Source organism: Stenotrophomonas sp. ZAC14D2_NAIMI4_6 (assembly GCF_003086875.1).
Lineage (GTDB): Bacteria > Pseudomonadota > Gammaproteobacteria > Xanthomonadales > Xanthomonadaceae > Stenotrophomonas.
In genome coordinates, this window is the sequence record NZ_CP025996.1 from 506,101 (window position 1) to 525,196 (window position 19,096).

The 19,096-nt window shown below is 68.2% G+C and carries 22 protein-coding genes; 14 read left to right on the plus strand and 8 right to left on the minus strand.

Translation table 11 applies throughout. The features are described from left to right. Positions 1 to 146 precede the first annotated feature (146 nt). From C1933_RS02215 to C1933_RS02230, 5 genes are all read left to right on the plus strand, one after another. Positions 147 to 593, plus strand: a complete 447-nt coding sequence (locus C1933_RS02215) for a hypothetical protein (protein ID WP_108752006.1) — start codon at positions 147 to 149, stop codon at positions 591 to 593. 116 nt (positions 594 to 709) lie between these two features. After that, the gene (locus C1933_RS02220) at positions 710 to 1,666 is read left to right on the plus strand and encodes a hypothetical protein (RefSeq protein WP_108752007.1); all 957 of its coding nucleotides are present in this window, start codon (positions 710 to 712) and stop codon (positions 1,664 to 1,666) included. Positions 1,667 to 1,776: 110 nt separating this feature from the next. Then, positions 1,777 to 2,589 carry an alpha/beta hydrolase gene (locus C1933_RS02225; RefSeq protein ID WP_108752008.1) on the plus strand — a complete coding sequence of 271 codons (813 nt, stop codon included), beginning with the start codon at positions 1,777 to 1,779 and terminating at the stop codon, positions 2,587 to 2,589. 23 nt (positions 2,590 to 2,612) lie between these two features. Beyond that, positions 2,613 to 2,783, plus strand: a complete 171-nt coding sequence (locus C1933_RS20210; RefSeq protein ID WP_199911406.1) for a hypothetical protein — start codon at positions 2,613 to 2,615, stop codon at positions 2,781 to 2,783. Between the two features lie 92 nt (positions 2,784 to 2,875). Next, positions 2,876 to 3,454, plus strand: a complete 579-nt coding sequence (locus C1933_RS02230) for a hypothetical protein (protein WP_159093935.1) — start codon at positions 2,876 to 2,878, stop codon at positions 3,452 to 3,454. Positions 3,455 to 3,460: 6 nt separating this feature from the next. On the opposite strand, the gene C1933_RS02235 is transcribed toward C1933_RS02230, so the two are convergent. Beyond that, complete coding sequence (locus C1933_RS02235) at positions 3,461 to 4,150, minus strand: hypothetical protein (RefSeq protein ID WP_159093936.1); 690 nt, start codon at positions 4,148 to 4,150, stop codon at positions 3,461 to 3,463. A 165-nt stretch (positions 4,151 to 4,315) separates the two neighbouring features. Between C1933_RS02235 and C1933_RS02240 the strand changes: the two genes are divergently transcribed. From C1933_RS02240 to C1933_RS02255, 4 genes are read left to right on the plus strand one after another with little or no spacing between them, the layout of a single operon-like run. Then, entirely contained in the window at positions 4,316 to 4,912 is a 597-nt protein-coding gene (locus tag C1933_RS02240) for a hypothetical protein (protein ID WP_159093937.1), read from the plus strand. Between the two features lie 55 nt (positions 4,913 to 4,967). Beyond that, positions 4,968 to 5,513 (plus strand): RNA 2'-phosphotransferase, encoded by a 546-nt coding sequence (locus tag C1933_RS02245; protein WP_108752012.1) that lies wholly within the window; start codon positions 4,968 to 4,970, stop codon positions 5,511 to 5,513. After that, entirely contained in the window at positions 5,510 to 6,127 is a 618-nt protein-coding gene (locus C1933_RS02250) for a hypothetical protein (protein WP_108752013.1), read from the plus strand. The genes C1933_RS02245 and C1933_RS02250 overlap by 4 nt, the downstream gene beginning before the upstream one ends. Before the next feature lie 33 nt (positions 6,128 to 6,160). Beyond that, positions 6,161 to 7,129, plus strand: a complete 969-nt coding sequence (locus C1933_RS02255; RefSeq protein WP_108752014.1) for a polysaccharide deacetylase family protein — start codon at positions 6,161 to 6,163, stop codon at positions 7,127 to 7,129. A gap of 3 nt (positions 7,130 to 7,132) precedes the next feature. Here C1933_RS02255 and C1933_RS02260 read toward each other — a convergent pair whose 3' ends face one another. The 3 genes from C1933_RS02260 to C1933_RS02270 all read right to left on the minus strand — a co-directional run bounded on the left by C1933_RS02260 (position 7,133) and on the right by C1933_RS02270 (position 8,890). Then, positions 7,133 to 8,008: an MnmC family methyltransferase gene (locus C1933_RS02260; protein ID WP_234414627.1), complete on the minus strand. Its 876-nt coding sequence runs from the start codon at positions 8,006 to 8,008 to the stop codon at positions 7,133 to 7,135. A gap of 53 nt (positions 8,009 to 8,061) precedes the next feature. Then, positions 8,062 to 8,409 carry a hypothetical protein gene (locus tag C1933_RS02265; protein ID WP_108752016.1) on the minus strand — a complete coding sequence of 116 codons (348 nt, stop codon included), beginning with the start codon at positions 8,407 to 8,409 and terminating at the stop codon, positions 8,062 to 8,064. 67 nt (positions 8,410 to 8,476) lie between these two features. Further along, positions 8,477 to 8,890, minus strand: coding sequence for a hypothetical protein (locus tag C1933_RS02270; protein WP_108752017.1), 414 nt, complete (start codon positions 8,888 to 8,890; stop codon positions 8,477 to 8,479). Positions 8,891 to 8,978: 88 nt separating this feature from the next. On the opposite strand from C1933_RS02270, the gene C1933_RS02275 reads away from it, so the two are divergent. Further along, positions 8,979 to 9,254: a hypothetical protein gene (locus C1933_RS02275; protein WP_108754710.1), complete on the plus strand. Its 276-nt coding sequence runs from the start codon at positions 8,979 to 8,981 to the stop codon at positions 9,252 to 9,254. A gap of 72 nt (positions 9,255 to 9,326) precedes the next feature. Here C1933_RS02275 and dmeF read toward each other — a convergent pair whose 3' ends face one another. After that, positions 9,327 to 10,310, minus strand: a complete 984-nt coding sequence (gene dmeF / locus C1933_RS02280; RefSeq protein ID WP_108752018.1) for a CDF family Co(II)/Ni(II) efflux transporter DmeF — start codon at positions 10,308 to 10,310, stop codon at positions 9,327 to 9,329. A 49-nt stretch (positions 10,311 to 10,359) separates the two neighbouring features. On the opposite strand from dmeF, the gene C1933_RS02285 reads away from it, so the two are divergent. After that, positions 10,360 to 10,644: a metal-sensing transcriptional repressor gene (locus tag C1933_RS02285; RefSeq protein ID WP_108752019.1), complete on the plus strand. Its 285-nt coding sequence runs from the start codon at positions 10,360 to 10,362 to the stop codon at positions 10,642 to 10,644. An 83-nt stretch (positions 10,645 to 10,727) separates the two neighbouring features. Further along, on the plus strand, positions 10,728 to 12,053 hold the full coding sequence (locus C1933_RS02290; RefSeq protein ID WP_108752020.1) for a GTP-binding protein: 1,326 nt from the start codon (positions 10,728 to 10,730) through the stop codon (positions 12,051 to 12,053). A 99-nt stretch (positions 12,054 to 12,152) separates the two neighbouring features. Here C1933_RS02290 and C1933_RS02295 read toward each other — a convergent pair whose 3' ends face one another. Beyond that, positions 12,153 to 13,796, minus strand: a complete 1,644-nt coding sequence (locus tag C1933_RS02295) for an ATP-binding cassette domain-containing protein (RefSeq protein ID WP_108752021.1) — start codon at positions 13,794 to 13,796, stop codon at positions 12,153 to 12,155. A 234-nt stretch (positions 13,797 to 14,030) separates the two neighbouring features. After that, complete coding sequence (locus C1933_RS02300; protein ID WP_108752022.1) at positions 14,031 to 14,930, minus strand: LysR family transcriptional regulator; 900 nt, start codon at positions 14,928 to 14,930, stop codon at positions 14,031 to 14,033. 151 nt (positions 14,931 to 15,081) lie between these two features. Here C1933_RS02300 and C1933_RS02305 point away from each other — a divergent pair, with 151 nt between their 5' ends. Both C1933_RS02305 and C1933_RS02310 read left to right on the plus strand, forming a co-directional pair. Beyond that, the gene (locus tag C1933_RS02305; protein WP_108752023.1) at positions 15,082 to 16,260 is read left to right on the plus strand and encodes a serine hydrolase domain-containing protein; all 1,179 of its coding nucleotides are present in this window, start codon (positions 15,082 to 15,084) and stop codon (positions 16,258 to 16,260) included. Next, entirely contained in the window at positions 16,257 to 17,441 is a 1,185-nt protein-coding gene (locus tag C1933_RS02310; RefSeq protein WP_108752024.1) for an MFS transporter, read from the plus strand. Before C1933_RS02305 ends, C1933_RS02310 begins: the two co-directional genes overlap by 4 nt. 3 nt (positions 17,442 to 17,444) lie before the next feature. On the opposite strand, the gene C1933_RS02315 is transcribed toward C1933_RS02310, so the two are convergent. Next, entirely contained in the window at positions 17,445 to 19,064 is a 1,620-nt protein-coding gene (locus tag C1933_RS02315; protein ID WP_108752025.1) for an EAL domain-containing protein, read from the minus strand. Positions 19,065 to 19,096: the final 32 nt, after the last annotated feature.

The window sequence follows — 19,096 nt, forward strand, 5'->3', positions numbered from 1 at the left end:
CCTCCGTGTGGCCGCATCTGGATCTGGGTTGGCAGTGTAGAACGCCCATGGCTGCGTGGGTAACCGGTTTGTTGCTAGCCTGTATGCCTGCGGCGCAGGGGATGGCGCGCGCAGGTTTACCAGGATGCTTCGGGGAGAACGGCACGATGGACGTGCACACATTCAGGCGCTGGCTGCTGGGCATGGGGATGCTCGCACTGGCCGCTTCGGGGCATGCGCAGTCGATGCCGGCCGAGGGCGATGACCCCAGTTGTCCGGCACAGGACTTCGCGCAGTTCCTGCGCCACTTCACCGATCCGGCCGACGACCGGGTGCGCATGCGCTACACCACCGATCCGCTGGAATACGAGACCCCCGCCTATGGCGTGGCCAGCGAGGGCGGCCCGGTAGCTACCGAAGTGCACCGGGAACCGGGGCCGGCGCGGCTGCGTCGCCTGCGGGGCGCCACGCTGCGTGCCACCCCGGCCATCACCCCGCTGGCCGACGGTGGGCAGCAGGTACGCCTGGGCGACGATGGGGAGGCCGAGCAGTACACCTTCGCGCGCCGCTATGGCTGCTGGATGCTGACCCGGGTGGCCCGCCCGCAGGGCTGAGCCGGGTGCGGTGGAAGTGGTGCCCGGCTTGTCGGACCAGTTCATGCAAACCCGGTACGCTGGGCGCGTGGCGGTGCAGTGCTATCACCAGCGCTGACGGAGCGGACAGGAAGGCGATGGCAACGGAACTGGCGTACAGCGAGCAATTCAACGATGTGATCAATGCCGAGCGCGCCTATGAGCTGTACTGGGCGGGGGTGATCAGCGACCGGCGGGCCTTCGCCTGCCCGCAGGAGGGCTGCCCGGCGCGCTATACCTGCGTCAATCTGGAAACCGATGCGCTGAACCTGCAGGTGCAGCCGCATTACCGTGTCCTCCACAAGGGGCCAGCACACGTCGAAGGCTGTCCGTATGCGTCCGAGCGCGAAGCGCAGCAGGGAAGCGCCGCAGGCGAGGGCCAGACCCATGCAGCGGGCGCGCCACCGCCGGACCGGTTCCTGTTCGAGCGACCGGCCGATTACTTCACCGTGCGTGATGCGGCGCCCGCCGCAGGGGGCGGCAGTGGCAGCACGCGCGGCGGTGGCGGTGATGCGGCTGGCCTGCGCAGCCGTCGCACCGATTTCTATTCGGTGGCCTCGCTGGTGTCGCGCTGGTTGAAGGCACGCCGGGACGGTACGGACGATACCCAGACGCTGACTGCGGGCGCGACATCGGCGCTGAGCTACCGCGACATGTTCGAGAATTTCTCGCCGCGCCGGGCCCGTCTGTCCGGACAGGCGCGCGTGTACTGGGGCAAGGCGAAGATCGCGCAGACGCCTGACGGCTACCGCATCCGCTTCATGACGCGCGTCGATGCGCTGGGTGAGCAGGTGCTGGACCCACCGCAGGCGCCCACGGCGATGGTCTGGAACAGCGCGCTGACTGCTTCGAAGATGGGTGCGCTGCATATCAAGCGGCTGCAGCGCTTTGCCGCCAATGGCGAGGCCTGCGTGGTGTTCATCTTCGGTACGCCCACGCTGGATATCTCGCGCAAGGACCAGCGCACTTACCTGAACTTCAAGGTGACCCGCGTCGACCACGTGGACGTGCAGGCCGATGATGTCTATGACCGCATGAAGCGCCCGCAGGGCTGACGGCCCGGCCTGCGCCGTGCACGCGGTGTCACGGCCGCGGCCGATTCCCTCACGGCGGCTATCGGTGGGCCTGCCTAGGGTAGGTGCCTCCTTTCCCCACGGGAGCTGCCATGACTGCCCCTTCCATTCGCCTGCACGTTGAAGACACCGGCGGTACCGGCCGCCCGGTCATCCTGATCCATGGCTGGCCGCTGTCAGCCGAAGCCTGGAAGGCCCAGGTGCCGGTGCTGCGCGATGCCGGCTACCGGGTGATCAGTTACGACCGGCGTGGCTTCGGCCGTTCGGAGAAGCCCGCCGAAGGCTTCGACTACGACACGCTGGCAGCCGACCTTGCATCGATCATCGACACCCGCGATCTGCACGACGTCACTCTGGTCGGATTCTCGATGGGCGGCGGCGAGGTGGCGCGCTACATCGCCAACCATGGCCAGGATCGCCTGCACAGCGTGGTATTCGCCGCGGCGGTGCCGCCTTATCTGCTGAAGACCGACGACAACCCGAACGGTCCGCTCAGCCAGGAAAACGCCGATGCGATGCGCGAAGGTCTGCAGGCCAACCGGGAGACGTTCTTCGAGGGCTTCACCCGCGATTTCTTCAGCGCCAACGGGCAGTTGATGGTGACCGAAGAGACCCGCCAGGCGGCCATCGCCCTGTGCCACCAGTCCGACCCGCGGGCGGCGCTGGGCTGCATGCAGGCGTTCGCCACCACCGACTTCCGCGCGGACCTGGACAAGGTGAGTGTGCCTACCCTGGTGCTGCACGGTGACAGCGATGCGACGGTGCCGCTGGAAGGCTCGGGGGCGCGTACGCACAAGGCCATCGAGGGCAGCGAGCTGGTGGTGCTGAAGAACGCGCCGCACGGCTGCAATACCAGCCATACCGATGACTTCAACCTGGCTCTGCTGAACTTCCTGAAGAAGTAGGGCCGGAGAGGCATACTGCGGCCATGGCCAGCCCCCGCACCCCGCCCTGGAAGAAGCCCAACCCGAAGGGCCAGAAGAAGCAGCCGCTGTCGCCGGCGCAGAAAGACGCCGCGCGGCAGCGGGCCGAAGAGAACGGCCGCCGCTATCCGAACCTGGTGGACAACATGTGGGCGGCCAAGCTTCCACGCGGTTGAGGGGCTTCTTCGAAATGGCATGACGCAATGCACGCTGTCATGCGCGCGGATGCCGCGTCATCATCATGGGCCTGGCCCTATGGACGATGACGATGGATGCAAGCGTGCTGGCAAACGCGGGAGTTTCCGCGAAAGTAATTGCTGTTCTTGTGCTGGTTGCGGGTGCCGCGAAAGCGATCTATGCCCTGAAGGTGGACGGCCGCCGGAACCGGAAAGATTGCGTTGAGCTGTGGGACCCAAAGCGGGCCGGCGATGATTACTGGCTGGAGTCCTACGTCAATCTTCGCTACAGCGAGCGGTCACCGCCGGCCGATCTGGTGCGCCAGTGTCTGGCAGTGACCGATTCCACCCGGCGGTTGAATGATCTTGTGCTGTACTGGCAGTTCTTTACCGGCCATTCCATCGGCGATCTGCAGTGGAAACTGCGCTTCCGCAATCACAGAGGCTGGCGTATTGCCGAAGCCATCGCCTGGCTGCTGGCCTATCCGGCCGCGGTCACAGCCGGGGTCTTGTTCTTCTATTGGGGTGGTCCGGATGGCTGGGTGCTTGCGCTGATACTGCTGGCAGTGGGCGGCGGCTGCTTCTGGATCTTCCTCATGCTGCGTGGTGCCGCCAATGCGGAGCAGGCGCTGAAGAACGCCAGAGCTGCCCCGAAGCGAGCTGTGGCCTGAGTCCGTCTACTGCGCCAGGCGCGGCCCCCAGGCCCGCCAGCCGATTTCCCGCGATGGCGCCACCGTGCGCTCTGAAATCTGCACGGTCGGCGCGGCAGCGGGGGTAAGGGTGGCCAGCGCTGCACGCAGGCGCTCGGCCTGTACCGGCTGGCCCGTGGCAATCTGCAGGCGGTTGCCGTGGCGGCGTACCTGCACGGCAATCACCGCATGGGAATCGATCGGTGGGCCGTAGCGGCCGCGCCGGTAGCGCATGCTGACCGGTCGCACCGCCTGCATCAGCACGGGGGTCCAGGCGTGCAGCAGCGCATCCTGTTGCCCTTCGTCGATGGCAACGTCGATGACCGTGGACGGGTAACCCACGGCACTTTCCACCATCACCTGGAAGCGTGCGCCCTCCGGTGTCAGCACCGCCGTGCCAATCGCTGCAAGAATGACCACGGCCGCGGTGATCCACAGCCAGTGCCGCGGTGCCTGCGGCGGCACGTGAAAGTGTGTCAGGTTCGGCCTGCGCCGACGCATGCGGCGGTAGCGCCGCTTCGCGGCAGGGCTGTCCAGCAGACTCTCGGCGGGCAGCGCAATCTGCTGCGCAGGGCGCTTGGCCAGGCGCGCGCTGATCCAGCGCGACGCAAGCAGCGCGACCAGTCCACCCAGCAGCAGTGGGCCCACCAAGCGAACGAACAGATACAACCCCAGCATCGGCATCCCTCCTGTGCAGGATGCACATGATGGCGGAGATCCGCGCCGATGTCGCATTTGCCAGCCGACAGAGGCGATGGGCTTGGCTAGGATTCGCCTTCTTCGAAGCAACCACGCAGGTGGCCGATGACCGCTTTCTTCGGCCGTGTTTTCGGGCCCGGTTTGATGCTGTTGGTTTTCCAGTGCGTTTCGCTTCTGGCGGTGGGGCTGGAGGTGGGCTACTTCCATCTTCGCGTTGCATTGCTGCTGGAGCCGCTGTCACCGGCCTGCGGGGGCGACGATGCCTACGAGCGCATGCGCGTGGCCGAACATCTGCTGGCCCGGGCCAACGCGCTGGATGACTGGGACCCGCTGGCCTGGGTGCCGGCCACCACGCTGCTGCTGGCATTGACAGGCGCACTGGCGGCTTCGGTGGAACAGTGGCGGCGCAGCAGCCCAGCGTGCCGCGTCAGCGCCGGCCGCCTGGTGGCGCTGCAGGTTGGCGCGCTTGCCCTGGGCGGTACGATGCTGCACGCCTTCGACCGGGTCTGGCAGGCCTATATCACGCTGCTGCCCGCGGCCTGCATGACCGACGCATTGGTGCGCGAGGACGCCTCGCTTGCGGCATCGATGGGCTGGACCTTCCAGGTGTTCGACGCCGCGCGGGTGATGCCACCGCATGCTCCGGATGTGATGGCCATCGTGCTGATCGGTCAGCTGCTGGCGTCGTTGGCTGTGGGCATCTGGCTGTGGCGGCAGCCTTCGGCGTCGCTCGTGACATGACGCCCTGCCAAGGTCGGGGTTGGCATCGTGTGGCCGGCTGCGGCACGCTATGCACATGGACAAGGACGTTTCTCTGATCCGGGCCAGCAAGTTCCTGAGCCTGGTATTGCGGCACGAGCCGCAGAAGATTGGCCTGCAGCTCGATGCGCACGGCTGGGCCGACATTGCCGATCTGCTGCAGCGGATTGCCGAGCACGGGCATGCGCTCGATCGCGCGGACCTGCAGCGGCTGGTGCAGACCAACGACAAACAGCGTTTCGCGCTCAGTGACGATGGCCTGCGCATCCGCGCCAGTCAGGGGCATTCGATTGCGGTGGACCTGGGGTTGCAGCCGCTGGAACCGCCGCCGTGGCTGTACCACGGCACCGTGCCGCGCTTCCTGGAAGCCATCGCCACGCAGGGGCTGCGGCCGGGCGAGCGCCAGCACGTACACCTGTCGCTGGACCGACAGACCGCGCAGCAGGTGGGTTCGCGCCGTGGCGCGCCCGTCATCCTCAGCGTGGATGCCGGCCGCATGCATGCAGAGGGTCATCGCTTCTACCGTTCGGCCAATGGCGTGTGGCTGACCGACCACGTACCACCGAAGTACATCGCCGGATGAAGCCCTCGGCACTGACGACCGGGCGAGGCGCCGGGCTGTTCGTCCTGCCGGTGCTGGCCCTGCTGGCGCTGGCCCTGGCCGAGGCCGGCCTGCATCTGCGCGTGCAGTACGTGCTGGAGCCTGCCGCCGGCGCCTGTGCCCATCCCGATCTGGCCGCGCGTACGGCAGTGATGATGGCGATGCTGGAACGCGCGCAGGCGCTCCAGCTCTGGCAAGAGCTGCGCTGGTTGCCGATCGCCGGGGTGCTGCTGGCCCTGCTGTCTGCGCTGTGGGTGGGGCTGTCGGCGCTGCGCGGCGCCACGAGCCACGTGTGGCGAATGGCCACCACCTATGTGCTGCTGCAGGCCGGCGCGCTGAGCCTGGCCGCGTGGACCCTGTTCCGGCAGGAGCGTGCGTGGGCCAGCGTGAAGCAGCTTGCGCCGGTGGTCTGCGCGCTGGATTCCAGTGATCCGTCGGTGCCGGTGGCACAGACCCCGCAGCTGGCCTTCGATCTGTTCCTGGGGCGCAGTGCCGCGCTGCTGCACAACCCGGGGCAGTTGGCGATGGTGTTGGCCGCCGTGCTGCTGGTGGGCGTGGTGCTGGGGCTGTGGTTGTGGCGGGTCGCGCGCAGGTAGAGTGGCGGTTCCTGCCCGAACAAGGATGGATGGATGCGTTCGTTGCTGCGTGCCGTACCGTTGTTGCTGCTTTCGCTGGTGGCCCACGCCGCCGAGGTGGACCGCCGCATTGCGGTCACCATCGATGATCTGCCATGGGCGCGGGTGGATGAGATCGTGCCGGCCGATCTGCAGCAGCGGCATGCCGCATTGATGGCGCAGCTTCACCAGGCCAACGTGCCGGTGGTGGGCTTCGTGAATGAGAACAAGCTGGAAGTGGCTGGCAAGGTGCAGCCGCAGCGCGTGCAGATGCTGCGCGACTGGCGCGATGCCGGTTACGAACTGGGCAACCACACCTATTCGCACATGGATCTGAATGCCAAGGGCGTGGCGGCCTTCCAGCAGGACTTCCTGCGCGGCGAGCAGACGCTGCGGCCGCTGCTGGCCGAGCGCGGCCAGGTGCCGCAGTGGATGCGCCACCCCTACCTGCGCGCAGGGCGAACCGCTGAAGAGCGGGCGCAGATGGACGTATTTTTCCAGCAGCATGGCTACCGCGTGGCGCCGGTGACCGTGGACAACGGCGAATGGGTCTGGGCGTTCGCCTATGCCAACGTGATGAACGAGCAGGCCGATTCACCGGCGCGCGAGGCGCTGCTGCAGCGCCTGCGACGGGGCTACGTGCCGTACATGTTGAACAAGGTGGATTACTACGAACGGCAATCGCAGGCGCTGCTGGGCTACGCGTTGCCGCAGGTATGGCTGATGCATGCCAACGAACTCAATGCGGCGACCTTCGCCGAGCTGGTGGCCGCCACCCAGCGGCGGGGCTATCGCTTCGTGTCGCTGCAGGAGGCGCTGCAGGACCCGGCCTACGCGCGCGGTGCCGAAGGCTACAACGGCCGCTACGGCCCCAGCTGGCTGCACCGCTGGGCCATGGCCGAGAACAAGCCCAAGGACTTCTTCGCCGGTGAACCGGTGGTGCCGCAGTGGGTGAAGCAGTTGGCGAAGGTGAATTACGAGTGAGCGTCAGCGGCGCACGGCCAGCACGCCATCCAGCGCCAGCTCGGCCTTGAAGCCGGCCTTTTCCAGGCGCTTGGCCACTTCACGCGGCACATCGCGGCCGCTGGTGAGCTTGTTCGGCGCGCCGGTGTAATGGAACAGCCGGCCGCCCTTGCGGATGACGCGGGCCAGGTGGTCGTAGAACACCTGCGAATACAGTTCGCCGGCAATACCGAAGCGCGGCGGATCGTGCAGGATGGCATCGACGCTGTTGCTGGCCACCTGTTCGATCTGCTGCGAGACATCGCCATGGCTGAACTGCAGGCGCCCGCCCGCGGAAGCCGATTCCGGGTCGGGCGACCACGGGTTCAGCGTGCGCAGCCACATCACGTCGGCGTTCTTTTCGAACGAACGGATCTGGCCGACACCCGCTTCCAGCGCACAGGCGGCGAAGTAGCCCAGCCCGCCGCAGGTATCCAGGATGACCTTGCCGGCCGGCGCCACCAGTTCCACCTTGCGCCGCGCATCTTCGAACGGCGACAGCTTGGAGGTCGGCAGCATCTTGATGCCGTCGATCTCGAACGTCGGCGCGCCCCACTCGGTGGGCACCAGCTTGATGAGCGAACCGCTGTAGCGGGAAATGGGCGCGAAGTCCTCGCCATCCCAGTAGTACAGGGTGCGGTCCTTCAGTTTGCCCGGCCAGGGGTAGTGCTGGCCGCGGAACTGGAAGCCCTCTGCATCCAGAGTGACGGTTTCCTCGCTGCGGCCCAGGTCCAGTGAGCCCTGCCAGTCGCCTGCGCCCTTGTCGTGCGCGCGCTGCAGCGCCTGCGCGCTGTCGCGGGTGAGCAGGGGGCCGGAGTAATGGGGCACGGGCGGTACCGGGGGGCAGGTGGGGGAGGGCATGGTACCTGACCGGCCGTGAGAGCGTGGCGGGCGGGCGCCCTCGTACGCTGGCGCTAGGGTGGTTGCGTGGCGGGCCGCGTACGGACTGACGTGCAGGAGAAGCCGTGGGTGGCTGCCTCACCGCCCAACCAGGACGTTCCGTCGCCGGCCACCATGCCGTTTCCCGCGCAGGCGCGCTGATGTGCTGCACGGGTGGCGTCTGGCTGGCGATTGAGTTCGTAGCGCATTCGGCCATCCTCCTCCAGCACCCAGTGCACGGTCACCCGCTCGCTCGCGTCCCCGTCGATCGGCCAATCGATCGTGCGCAGTACCAGCGTTTCACCTTCGGCAGTGGTGAGTATCTGATCGAAGGCGCCCTGCGTGGCGGGCGCTGCGGTGGCGAGCAGAAGACTGAGCAGCATGGGGATGCCCCGGCAAAGCTTCAGCCTGGGGCGGGTTGCGCAGCGGCGCCATCAGAAACCTTGCAGATTACTCACACTTCACCGGATACACGGGCCCGGCGCCGATCAGCAGCAGGGCCATGTAGTCGCTGTCGCGGGCCTTGGCTTTCAGCGTGGCGCCGTCCTTTGCGTGGAACAGGCCAAAACCGCCGGCGCTGCGGATCAGGGCACTGTCGATCTGCTGGGCATCGTCGGGGAAGTACTTGCCGATGTCGCTGCGGCTGGCCTTGTACAGCGCGTTCGGTTCACGCTGCCAGCTGCCATTGCGCTCGAAGGAGACGAAGTACTGGCCGCCTTCCTTGTCGATGCGGAACTCGGCGGCGCGGCGCGTGCTGGTCGCGAAGCAACCCAGCAAGGGATCGCTGGAGAACGGCAGGTGGGTGTCGCCGCTGCAGGCGGCGAGCAACAGGGCACCGGGCAGCAGCAGGCAGAGCGCGCGCATGGGATGTCCCCACAGGGCAGGTGCGGCTAGTGTAGGCAGCAGCCGGGCGCGGCCCGTGCAGATAATCGGCAAGAACGAGGGAGCGGCGATGGCACAGGGCAGGGCACCGTGGTGTGGGCTGGCGAGCTGGCTGGGGCTGGTTGCCGGCTGGGGCGCGGGTTGGCTGGCGGCATGGGCGTTCGGCGCGAGCGCTCCGGTGGCGGGGCTGGCGGTGGCCGTGCTGGCATCGGTGCTGGTGGGCGGCGGGTTTGCCGTGGCCGCGAGGGTGCGCGGGGAGCGCCATGCGTGGCTGGGGATTGGCGGCGCGGCGCTGAGCGCGTTGCCGCTGGCGGCGTATCTGTTGCGGATGATGCTGAAGCTCTAGGCTTTTCGTAGAGTCGAGCTTGCTCGACTGCCTTGCACGGAAGCAGTCGAGCAAGCTCGACTCTACGGTGCGTTACGCGGTGCGGTGGATTTCCAGCGTGATGTGTACCAGCTCCTCGTGCACGCCCAAGGCCGCGCGCAGGGTGTCGGCGTCCAGGGCTGCATGGTGGGTGACCACGCTGGCGGCCACCGCGTATTTGCCACGCCCGACCTGCCAGACATGCAGGTCGGCCAAGCGCGCCTGCCACGGCCCCTGTTCGATGACTTCGCGCACTTCCGCCACCACCGGTGCATCCATCTGCGCATCCAGCAGGATGCGTCCACTGTCCCGCAGCAGGCCGATGGCCCACACGGTCACCAGCACTGCGCCCACCAGGCCCATCACCGGGTCCAGCCACGCCACGCCCCACAGCTTGCCGCCCAGCAGGGCGACGATGGCCAGTACCGAGGTGGCCGCGTCGGCCAGCACGTGGATGTAGGCCGAGCGCAGGTTCAGGTCGTGCCCGTGCGCGTGGCCATGAGCGTGATCGTGGCTGTGACCGTGATCGTGGTGGTGCGCATGTTCGTGGCCGTGACCATGTTGATGGTGGGCATGGCCCGGGCTGTCATGCAGCCACCACGCGCAGAGCAGGTTCACGCCCAGCCCCACGGCGGCGATGGCAATGGCTTCGTCGTAGTGGATGGGCGCCGGTACCCACAGCCGCTGCAGCGATTGCACCGCCATCAGGGCGGCCACACCCAGCAGGGCGATGGCACTGGTGTAGCCGGCCAGGATCTCGATCTTCCAGGTGCCGAAGGCGAAGCGCGGGTCATGGGCATAGCGGCGCGCACAGCGGTACGCGAACACCGACAGGCCCAACGCCAGCGCATGCGAACTCATATGCCAGCCATCGGCCAGTACGGCCATGGAGTTGAACCACCAGCCGCCGACGATTTCCACCAGCATCATGCCGACGGTCAGCCACAGGGCGCGGCGGGTGTTGCGTTCGGCCAGTGGGTTGCCGTCGTCGAACCGATGGTCGTGGCGGCGTGCGGCGGCGAGGAGGTCCAGTTGCATGGCGGTGGGGGGTCTTTGTAGATACCCCCATAGGGTATATGATTTGTGCATGGCACATGTACACACACAACGGAAACAGTTGCTGGCCCGGGTGCGCCGTATCGGCGGCCAGGTGGCGGCGTTGGAACAGGCCCTGGATCGACCCGAGGGAGAGCCCGGCGATTGCGCCGGCGTGCTGGTGCAGGTGGCCGCCGTGCGCGGCGCCGCCCACGGCCTGCTGATGGAACTGCTGCACGAGCATCTGCAGGGACACGTGGTGGCCGCTGAAGACCCGCAGCAGCGCGCCGCCGAGGCCGAGGTGCTGGTGGAACTGCTGCGCCGCTACGGCAAGTAGCGCCGGGCCACCCGGAGGCGGCACTGTGGATGGATCCGGAAATGTTATACCGTAACATTTCCATCCGCAGCCTCCCGCCCCGCATGAACCCTGTTTCCCGCGCCGACCGCCGCCTGCCGGTCACCGTCCTGTCCGGCTTCCTGGGGGCTGGCAAGACCACCTTGCTCAACCAGATTCTGCGCAACCGCGAGGGCCTGCGGGTGGCGGTGATCGTGAACGACATGAGCGAGGTCAACATCGATGCGCAGCTGGTGCGCGACGGTGGGGCCGCGCTGCGCCGTACTGAAGAGACGCTGGTGGAATTCAGCAACGGCTGCATCTGCTGCACCCTGCGCGACGATCTGCTGCAGGAAGTGCGGCGCCTGGCCGACAGCGGTCGCTATGACTACCTGCTGATCGAATCGACCGGCATCGGTGAACCCATGCCGGTGGCGGCCACCTTCGCCGTGCGTGATGAGCACGGCTTCAGCCTGGGCGACATCGCGCGCCTGGATACGATGGTGACCGTGGTGGATGGCAGCGCCTTCCTGGCCGATTTCGGTTCCACCCTGCGCCTGGCCGAGCGAGGCCAGCAGGCCGGGCCGGACGATGACCGCGGCGTGGTGGACCTGCTGTGCGAGCAGGTGGAATTTGCCGATGTGATCGTGGTCAGCAAGGTGGACCAGACCGACGATGACGTGCTGCAGGACACGCTGGCCGTGCTGCGTGGATTGAATCGCGAGGCGAAGCTGCTGCTGTCGCGCTTCGGCGATGTGCCGTTGACCGAGCTGCTGGATACCGGCCGCTTCGATTTCGAGCGTGCGCAGCAGGCACCCGGCTGGGTGAAGGAGCTGCGTGGCGAGCACACGCCGGAAACCGAGGAATACGGCATCGGCAGCTTCGTCTACCGCTCGCGCCGGCCGTTCCATCCGGGCCGCTTCGCACGCGCGCTGCAGCAGGGCATGCCGGGGGTGATCCGCAGCAAGGGCTGGTTCTGGCTGGCCAACCGCATGGACTGGGTGGGCGAACTGAGCAGTGTGGGCGCGGCTACCCGTACCCAGGCGGCCGGGTTCTGGTATGCGGCACGCGAACGTGTGCGTGCCGGTGACGAAGACACCACCCCGCTGCTGCCGCCCACGCCGCTGCCGTACAGCGACCTGGGCTGGGCGCGGCAGCAGGCTGATTGCTGGAGCGCGCCGCTGCCGGGCGTGGAGGCGTTTGCGGATGATGCTGAGCATGCGGCCATGGCACGGTCGTGGCATCCGCTATGGGGTGACCGGCGGCAGGAGCTGGTGGTGATTGGCGTGCACATGGACGAACGCGCCGTGCGCGCCACGTTGGATGCCTGCCTGTTGAACGACCAGGAACTGCGCGCCGGGCCGTTGCTGTGGCAGCAGTTGCCGCAGGCGTTTCCGGTGTGGAAGCGTTGAAGCAACAGCATCCACGCGTGGCGTGGATCTACTGGAATCCCGTGCCCATTCGGACGGGTAGATCCACGCCATGCGTGGATGGCGGTGGCGTGGGTGGGGTCAGATCCCTTTTGCGTTGCAAAAGGGATCTGACCCCGTCTGTGGGTCGTGCCACTGCCAACTATCGGCGCTTACCTGCAGTATCTGCGTGGGCCGCAGTGCCTGCAGCAGATGTGCGTCGTGGCTGACCATCATCAACGCGCCTGGCCATGCGGCCAGCAGCGATTCCAATGCGTCCAGCGCGGCCAGGTCCAGTGCGTTGCCGGGTTCGTCCAGCAGCAGGACCTGCGGCGCGGGATCGGCGTACAGCACGCTGGCCAGGGCGCCCTTCACCCGCTCGCCATCGCTCAGGCTGCTGGCCGGGCGCTGGATGCGCTGTGCATCCAGGCCCAGCAGGGCCAGACGCGTGCGCAGCTCTGCCGGGTCCGCACCGGCGTTGGCGGCCTGCACGGTCTGCAGGATGCTGCGATCACCGGCCAGCCCCAGCAGCTGCTGGTCCAGCAGCGCGAGCGGCGCGTGGCGCTGCACCTGGCCGCTGCGCGCTGGCAGCTGTCCTGCCAGCACCCGTAGCAAGGTGGATTTACCGGTGCCGTTGTCGCCCACCACGGCGATGCGCTCGCCGCGACGCAGCGACAGCTGCAGCGGCGCCGTGCAGCCGTGCGGTAGTACGAGATCCTGCGTCTGCAGCAGACGCGCGCTGCCACGTTCGCCGGCACCGGCAAACAGGGCCAGTTCGGGCGTCGCCTGCACGCCTGCCGCTGCCGTGCGCAGCTGGTCGGCGCTGGCCTGCAGGCGCGCCTCCTGGATCTGCCGCGCGCGGCCCAGGCTGGCTTCGGCACGTTGCTTCTGCCCGCCCAGCAGGATGGGGGCCTGGTTGGCCTGCCTGGCATCGCGTGCGCCGCGGGCCTGGCGCTGCTGTTGGCGTTCGTGCTGTTCGCGTGCGCTGCGCTGTTGCTGGCGATGCTGCGCACGCGCATGGTCCAGCGCCGCGGCCGCCGCTTCGCGCTCGGCGGCACGCGCCTGGGCATAGTGCTGCCACGGTCCGCTGTAGCGGTGCAGACCCTGCGCATCCAGTTCCACGATCTGCTGCATGTGACCCAGCAGATCGCGGTCATGGCTGATGACCAGCAGGCCGCCACGCCACTGCTGCAACTGCGTCTGTAGTTGGCGGCGATGCTGGGCGTCCAGGTGGTTGCTGGGCTCGTCCAGGATCAGCCAGTCGGCGCCGCTGGCCCACGCACCGGACAGTGCGACGCGCATGGCCTGGCCGCCACTGAGCCGCGCGGCCGGCTGGCCGACGTGCAGATCATCGGGCAGGCCCATGGACTGCAACTGCTGCTGCAGGCGTTCGCGCAGGTCCCAGCGGTCGCCCACGCAGGCGAAGTCCTGCTCATCAATGCTGCCGGCTTCGATACGGGCCAGGGCGGACAGCACTTCTCCGACGCCTGCCAGTTCGCCCACGGTGCCGCGTGGCGGATAGCCGGGCGTGGGCAGCAGGAACACACGCCCGCTGCTGCGTATCTGGCCGCTGTCGGGCGGCAGCTGGCCGGCGAGCAGGCGCGCCAGCACGCTCTTGCCCACGCCATTGCCGCCCACCAGCCCGGTGGCCAGCGGTTCGAAGGAAAACGACAGATCGGAAAACAACGGACGGCCATCGGCCAACCGATACGACACGCGATCAAGCGTGAGGGAATGCGAAGTCATGCGACCTCCAAGCAATGCCATGTCTCCCCTGCGCGCAGGGGCGGGAAGAGTCAGGCCGTCCGGTTTGCAGACGGCGGCATTACTGGCGCATTGGTCGCGAGCCTCTGGGGGGAATGATTGGAGATTATAGCGCCCGCAGGGCGCGCGGGTTGTAGAGTCGAGCCGTGCTCGACTGCTTTGCGTGGAGCAGTCGAGCGGAGCAGTCGAGCATGGCTCGACTCTACAGGAAGGGGGTTACGGTACGGTTTCCAGGCGGGCGCTGACGAAGTCGATGAAGGCGCGCAGCTTGGGCAGTACGTGGCGGCCGGACGGCCACAGCAGGTGGAAGATGCCGCAGGAATGCACGTGCTCGTCGAGCACGGTGACCAGGCGACCGTCGGCCAGCGCATGGCGCACGGAGTGCACGGGCACGAAGGCCAGCCCGCCATCGCGCAGTGCCATGGCCACGCGCGCTTCAATGGTGTTGGCCACCATGTTGACCGGCAGTTCCTGCGCGACTTCGCCGTCAGGCCACTGCACCGGCCACGCTTCCAGCTTGCCGGTGCTGGGAAAGCGATAGTGCAGCAGGCGGTGCTGCAGCATGTCCGCGGGCGTACGCGGTACACCGTGGCGCTGCAGATACGCCGGCGAGGCCACCACGCGGCGCGGGAATATGCCCAGGCGCCGTGCGTTCATGCGTGAATCGCTGGGCTCGCCCACGCGCAGCACCGCATCGAAGCCTTCTTCGATCACATCCACCAGGCGGTCGCTGAAATCCAGTTCCAGGCGGATATCCGGGTAGGCGGCCATGAAGTCGGCCAGCAGCGGCAGAGTCAGGTCGCCGACCAGCGGCAGGCTGATGCGCAGGGTGCCGCTGGGCGAGGCGCTCTGCTGGGCCAGTTCGGTACGGGCCGCATCGCGTTCGTGCAGGATCCGCCGGCAGCGTGCCAGGAACAACTGGCCTTCGGCGGTGAGGGTGATGCTGCGCGTGCTGCGATGGAACAGGCGCACGCCCAGCGCGTGTTCCAGCCGGGCCACGCATTTGCCCGCCGCTGATGCGGAAATGCCCTGCAGGCGGCCGGTTTCCACGAAGCTGCGGGTTTCAGCGGCATGGATGAAGGTCTGCAGGTTGGCCAGGTTGTCGAGCACGGACATGGCGGGCGTTCCGGGGGCATGGCGGTAGTGTGGGTCCGTCCATGGTGCCGATTGCGGACCGGGCAGTCCACGATGTAGGGAGCGTGACGTGGGTTTTTCCCGCGGGTGGCGGGCTCTAACGTGGCGGCCCTCCCTCCCAAGGATCGCCGTGATGAATGCACTCCCCACGTTGGCGCCGGACCCGGTGCTTCCTTCCGTGCAGCGCGTGCTGCAGCAGGCCCACCCCGGCCAGATCGTGGGGGCGGTGGTGCTGGTGCGCCAGCACGGTGCGTGGCGCCACGCCAGCGCCAGCGGGTTGGCCGACCGGGAACAGGGCCTGCCCATGCAGCGCGACCAGCTGTTCCGCTTGGCGTCGGTGAGCAAGCTGCTGCTGACCGTGGTGGTGCTGCGCCTGGTGCAGCAGGGCGTGCTGGATCTGGATGTGCCGGTGCAGCGCTGGCTGCCGCAGTTCCGCCCGGCATTGGCGAGCGGTGAAACGCCGGACATCAGCCTGCGCCAGCTGCTGAGCCACAGCAGCGGACTGGGCTACCGCTTCCTGGAAGCCGACGCGCAGGGGCCTTATGCGCGGGCGGGGGTGAGCGATGGCATGGATGCCAGCCCGATCACTCTGGCCGAGAACGTGCGGCGCATCGGCCAGGTGCCGCTGCAGTTCGCCCCCGGTACGCACTGGCTGTATTCGCTGGGCGTGGACGTGGCCGGTGCCGTGGCCGAGGCCGCCACCGGGCAGCGCCTGCAGGCCCTGTTCGAGCAGCATCTGGCGCGACCGCTGGGGCTGCGCGATACCGGCTTTTCCACCGCTGAAGGGCAACGCCTGGCCGTGCCCTATGTGGACGATCTGCCGCAGCCGCACCGGCTGGGTGAGGGCGAGACGGTGCCGGTCTACGCCGATACCGTGGGCATTGCCTACAGCCCGGCGCGCGCCACCGATGCCGCGCGTTTTCCTTCGGCCGGGGCGGGCCTGGTGGGCAGCGCCGACGATCTGATGGCGGTGCTGGAAGCGCTGCGCGATGTCGATCACTCGCAACTGCTGGCGCAGGAGCTGGCCGCGCAGATGGTCGGCCTGCAGGTCGGCCGTGCCGGCCCTCCCGATCCGGCGGGGTGGGGCTTCGGTCTGGGCGCGGCGGTGTTGTTTGACCCCGCTGCCGCCGCTACGCCGCAGGCCATGGGCACCTGGCGCTGGGGCGGTGCTTACGGTCACAGTTGGTTTGTCGATCCGCAGCGGGGCCTGAGCGTGGTGGCGCTGACCAACACGCTGTATGCCGGCATGCACGGGCCGTTCGTGGATGCGCTGCGCGATGCGATCTACGCCGACCTGGACGGTGCGCGATGAGCGGCCATGCAGCGGCAGACGCCTTGCCCGCAGGCGAGGCCACGCAGCTGCCGTGGCCAGCGCTGCTGGCACTGGCCGGTGGCGGCTTCATCACCCTGCTGACCGAAACCCTGCCGGCCGGTGTGCTGCGCCCGATTGGAACCAGCCTGGGCGTGAGCGATGCGGCGGCCGGCCAGTTGGTAAGCGTGTACGCGCTGGGGTCGCTGCTGGCGGCCCTGCCGATGACCGCGCTGACCCAGCGGCTGCCGCGGCGCCCGCTGCTGCTGGCGGCCATTGCCGGGTTCGTGCTGGTGAACACACTGACCGCGCTCAGCAGCAGCTACCCGCTGATTCTGGTCGCGCGCTTCCTGGCCGGTGTGTGCGCGGGCCTGCTGTGGTCGCTGGTGGCCGGCTATGCCGCGCGCATGGTGGTGCCGTCGCTGCAGGGCCGGGCCATCGCCGTGGCCATGGTGGGCTCGCCGCTGGCGCTGTCGCTGGGCGTGCCCGCGGGCACGTTGCTGGGGCAGCAGATCGGCTGGCGCTGGGTGTTCGCTCTGATGAGTGTGCTGGCCGTGGCCCTGCTGGGCTATGCGCGCTGGGCGCTGCCGGACCTGCCGGCCGCAGGCAGCGGCAAACGCACGCCGTTGGCGACGGTCTGGCGCCTGCCCGGCGTGCGCAGCACCCTGCTGGTGATGGCGCTGTACGTGCTGGCGCACAACGTGCTGTACACCTACATCGAGCCGCTGGCCCTGCTGGCCCACGCCGGCGCCTGGCTGGACCGCCTGCTGCTGGTGTTCGGCGTATCGGCCATAGCCGGCATTGCGGTGGCTGCGTGGGGCGTGGACCAGCATCTGCGCGCCCTGGTCTGGGCGGCGGTGCTGGGCTTTGCCGCCGCCGCGTTGGCCCTGCTGCTGTGGCCGGGCAGGCCGCAGGTGCTGCTGCTGGCAACGGCGTTGTGGGGGCTGGCGTTCGGCGCGGTACCGGCGTTGTTCCAGACCGCGCTGGCGCGCCGCGCCGGTGCCGCCGCCGATCTTGCCCAGTCGATGCTGGTGACCGGCTGGAACCTGGCCATTGCCGCCGGTGGCGTGGCCGGCGGCTTGCTGCTGCAGACCGGCGGTGCGCAGCAGCTGGCGTGGCTGCCGCTGGGCCTGCTGCTGGTGTGCGGGGCCTGGCTGCTGGCCCGGCCGCGGGCCTGGGGCTGACGGTCAGGTATCGGAGAATTCGCGCTCGATCGGCACGCTGCGCGGATTCTGCATGTGCTCACGCGCCGCACCATACTGCTGCTGGCGCCGGTGGTGGAAGGCCACGAATTCATCGCGTGGCAACGGCCGCGAGAACAGCCAACCCTGGCCGAACTGCACGTGCTGGCTGTGCAGGTAGGCCAGCTGTGCCTCGGTTTCCACGCCTTCGGCCACCACCCACAGGCCCAGTTCGCGGGCCATTTCGATGATGTGCGGGGTGACCGGCGTGGTGGCGCTTTCGGTGCCGATCGCATCGATGAAGGACTTGTCGATCTTCAGCGCATCCAGGGGCAGCTGCTCCAGGTACTGCAGGCTGGAATAGCCCACGCCGAAATCATCGATGGCGATGCTGTGGCCAGCCCGGCGTGCGGCGGCCATCATGGTGCGGGCACGGTCGATATCCAGGAAGCCGCGTTCGGTGGCTTCCAGCCAGATCTGCTGCGGCAGGATGCCGCTGCCGGCCATGCGTGCGGACACTACCTTCAGTGCACGGCCACTGCTGATGTCATCCGGTGCCAGGTTGATGGCGATGTGCGCGCTGCGGTCGGACACCAGCAACTCGCGCATGTCCTTCACCACGTTTTCGATCACCACATCGGTCAGCGCCTGGATCAGGCCGTGTTCCTCGGCCAGCGGAATGAAGATGTCCGGGCGCACCTGGGTGCCGTCGGGGTGCTGCCAGCGCACCAGTGCTTCGGCGCCCACGCAGATGCCGGTATCCAGTTCGATGATGGGCTGGTAGTGCAGGTACAGTTCGCGGCGGCGGATGGCGGTGGCCAGTTCGCCGCGCATGGACAGGCGCCGCTGTGACAGCCATACCACCAGGCCCACGCCCAGGGCGGCCAGCAGCAGGCCCACCGGCACGAACAGCCAGGCCTGCTGGCGGAAGGTGGCCGCCAGGGCGGTGCGCGGGGCGGTGGCGATGGCCAGCCATTGTTCGCTGCGCGCGCTGGCATACAGGGTGTCGTCATCCAGGCCTTCGCCCGGGTCGCGCAGCAGTTTCAGCAGCAGGGTCTGGTCGATGCCGCTCTGGCGGCTCAGCAGGCGCCCATCCGGGCTGGCCAGGGCCAGGCGCACATCGGGATCGGCGATGATGCCGACGAAGTGGCGCGGGTCCACCAGTACATCGTAGGAGCCGTACAGCACGGCCAGCACCTTGCGCCCGCCGGTGGCGGCCGGGCGGATGTCCACGGCGATGCCGGCGCCATCGCTGGTCACATGGTCGGCGCGCGGATGTTCCACAGTGCCTTCGAAGGCGCCCCACGAGGTGCAGCGCAGCCGGCCGCCTTCGAAATAGCCCATCTGGTCGATGGACGGGGTGGTCATCACCAGGGTCTGCATGCGCCGGATGTGCTCGCTGCTGCACGGGGCCATCGCACTGGCTTCGGCGGATTTCAGCGCGGCCAGCGCTTCCTGGTAGGACAGGTCGGCCCGCCGCAGGGTGCGTTCGGCGATGCCATGCAGGCGCTCCTGCTCCACGTCCACGGCGCTGTGCCAGGTGGCATAGACCATGGCGGCAATGGGCACGATGGCGGCCAGCAGGGCCGCAAAGACGCCGAGGATGATGACCCGCAGGCGGTTCATGGCCGGTACTCCGGGCGGGCGGGCAGGGCTGC

What these genes read in the sequence shown, in the direction of transcription:
- C1933_RS02215 (WP_108752006.1), top strand. Translation starts at nt 147, where the DNA reads ATGGACGTGCACACATTCAGGCGCTGGCTGCTGGGCATGGGGATGCTC.
- C1933_RS02220 (WP_108752007.1), top strand. Translation starts at nt 710, where the DNA reads ATGGCAACGGAACTGGCGTACAGCGAGCAATTCAACGATGTGATCAAT.
- C1933_RS02225 (WP_108752008.1), top strand. Translation starts at nt 1,777, where the DNA reads ATGACTGCCCCTTCCATTCGCCTGCACGTTGAAGACACCGGCGGTACC.
- C1933_RS20210 (WP_199911406.1), top strand. Translation starts at nt 2,613, where the DNA reads ATGGCCAGCCCCCGCACCCCGCCCTGGAAGAAGCCCAACCCGAAGGGC.
- C1933_RS02230 (WP_159093935.1), top strand. Translation starts at nt 2,876, where the DNA reads ATGGATGCAAGCGTGCTGGCAAACGCGGGAGTTTCCGCGAAAGTAATT.
- C1933_RS02235 (WP_159093936.1), bottom strand. Translation starts at nt 4,150, where the DNA reads ATGCTGGGGTTGTATCTGTTCGTTCGCTTGGTGGGCCCACTGCTGCTG.
- C1933_RS02240 (WP_159093937.1), top strand. Translation starts at nt 4,316, where the DNA reads ATGCTGTTGGTTTTCCAGTGCGTTTCGCTTCTGGCGGTGGGGCTGGAG.
- C1933_RS02245 (WP_108752012.1), top strand. Translation starts at nt 4,968, where the DNA reads ATGGACAAGGACGTTTCTCTGATCCGGGCCAGCAAGTTCCTGAGCCTG.
- C1933_RS02250 (WP_108752013.1), top strand. Translation starts at nt 5,510, where the DNA reads ATGAAGCCCTCGGCACTGACGACCGGGCGAGGCGCCGGGCTGTTCGTC.
- C1933_RS02255 (WP_108752014.1), top strand. Translation starts at nt 6,161, where the DNA reads ATGCGTTCGTTGCTGCGTGCCGTACCGTTGTTGCTGCTTTCGCTGGTG.
- C1933_RS02260 (WP_234414627.1), bottom strand. Translation starts at nt 8,008, where the DNA reads ATGCCCTCCCCCACCTGCCCCCCGGTACCGCCCGTGCCCCATTACTCC.
- C1933_RS02265 (WP_108752016.1), bottom strand. Translation starts at nt 8,409, where the DNA reads ATGCTGCTCAGTCTTCTGCTCGCCACCGCAGCGCCCGCCACGCAGGGC.
- C1933_RS02270 (WP_108752017.1), bottom strand. Translation starts at nt 8,890, where the DNA reads ATGCGCGCGCTCTGCCTGCTGCTGCCCGGTGCCCTGTTGCTCGCCGCC.
- C1933_RS02275 (WP_108754710.1), top strand. Translation starts at nt 8,979, where the DNA reads ATGGCACAGGGCAGGGCACCGTGGTGTGGGCTGGCGAGCTGGCTGGGG.
- dmeF (WP_108752018.1), bottom strand. Translation starts at nt 10,310, where the DNA reads ATGCAACTGGACCTCCTCGCCGCCGCACGCCGCCACGACCATCGGTTC.
- C1933_RS02285 (WP_108752019.1), top strand. Translation starts at nt 10,360, where the DNA reads ATGGCACATGTACACACACAACGGAAACAGTTGCTGGCCCGGGTGCGC.
- C1933_RS02290 (WP_108752020.1), top strand. Translation starts at nt 10,728, where the DNA reads ATGAACCCTGTTTCCCGCGCCGACCGCCGCCTGCCGGTCACCGTCCTG.
- C1933_RS02295 (WP_108752021.1), bottom strand. Translation starts at nt 13,796, where the DNA reads ATGACTTCGCATTCCCTCACGCTTGATCGCGTGTCGTATCGGTTGGCC.
- C1933_RS02300 (WP_108752022.1), bottom strand. Translation starts at nt 14,930, where the DNA reads ATGTCCGTGCTCGACAACCTGGCCAACCTGCAGACCTTCATCCATGCC.
- C1933_RS02305 (WP_108752023.1), top strand. Translation starts at nt 15,082, where the DNA reads ATGAATGCACTCCCCACGTTGGCGCCGGACCCGGTGCTTCCTTCCGTG.
- C1933_RS02310 (WP_108752024.1), top strand. Translation starts at nt 16,257, where the DNA reads ATGAGCGGCCATGCAGCGGCAGACGCCTTGCCCGCAGGCGAGGCCACG.
- C1933_RS02315 (WP_108752025.1), bottom strand. Translation starts at nt 19,064, where the DNA reads ATGAACCGCCTGCGGGTCATCATCCTCGGCGTCTTTGCGGCCCTGCTG.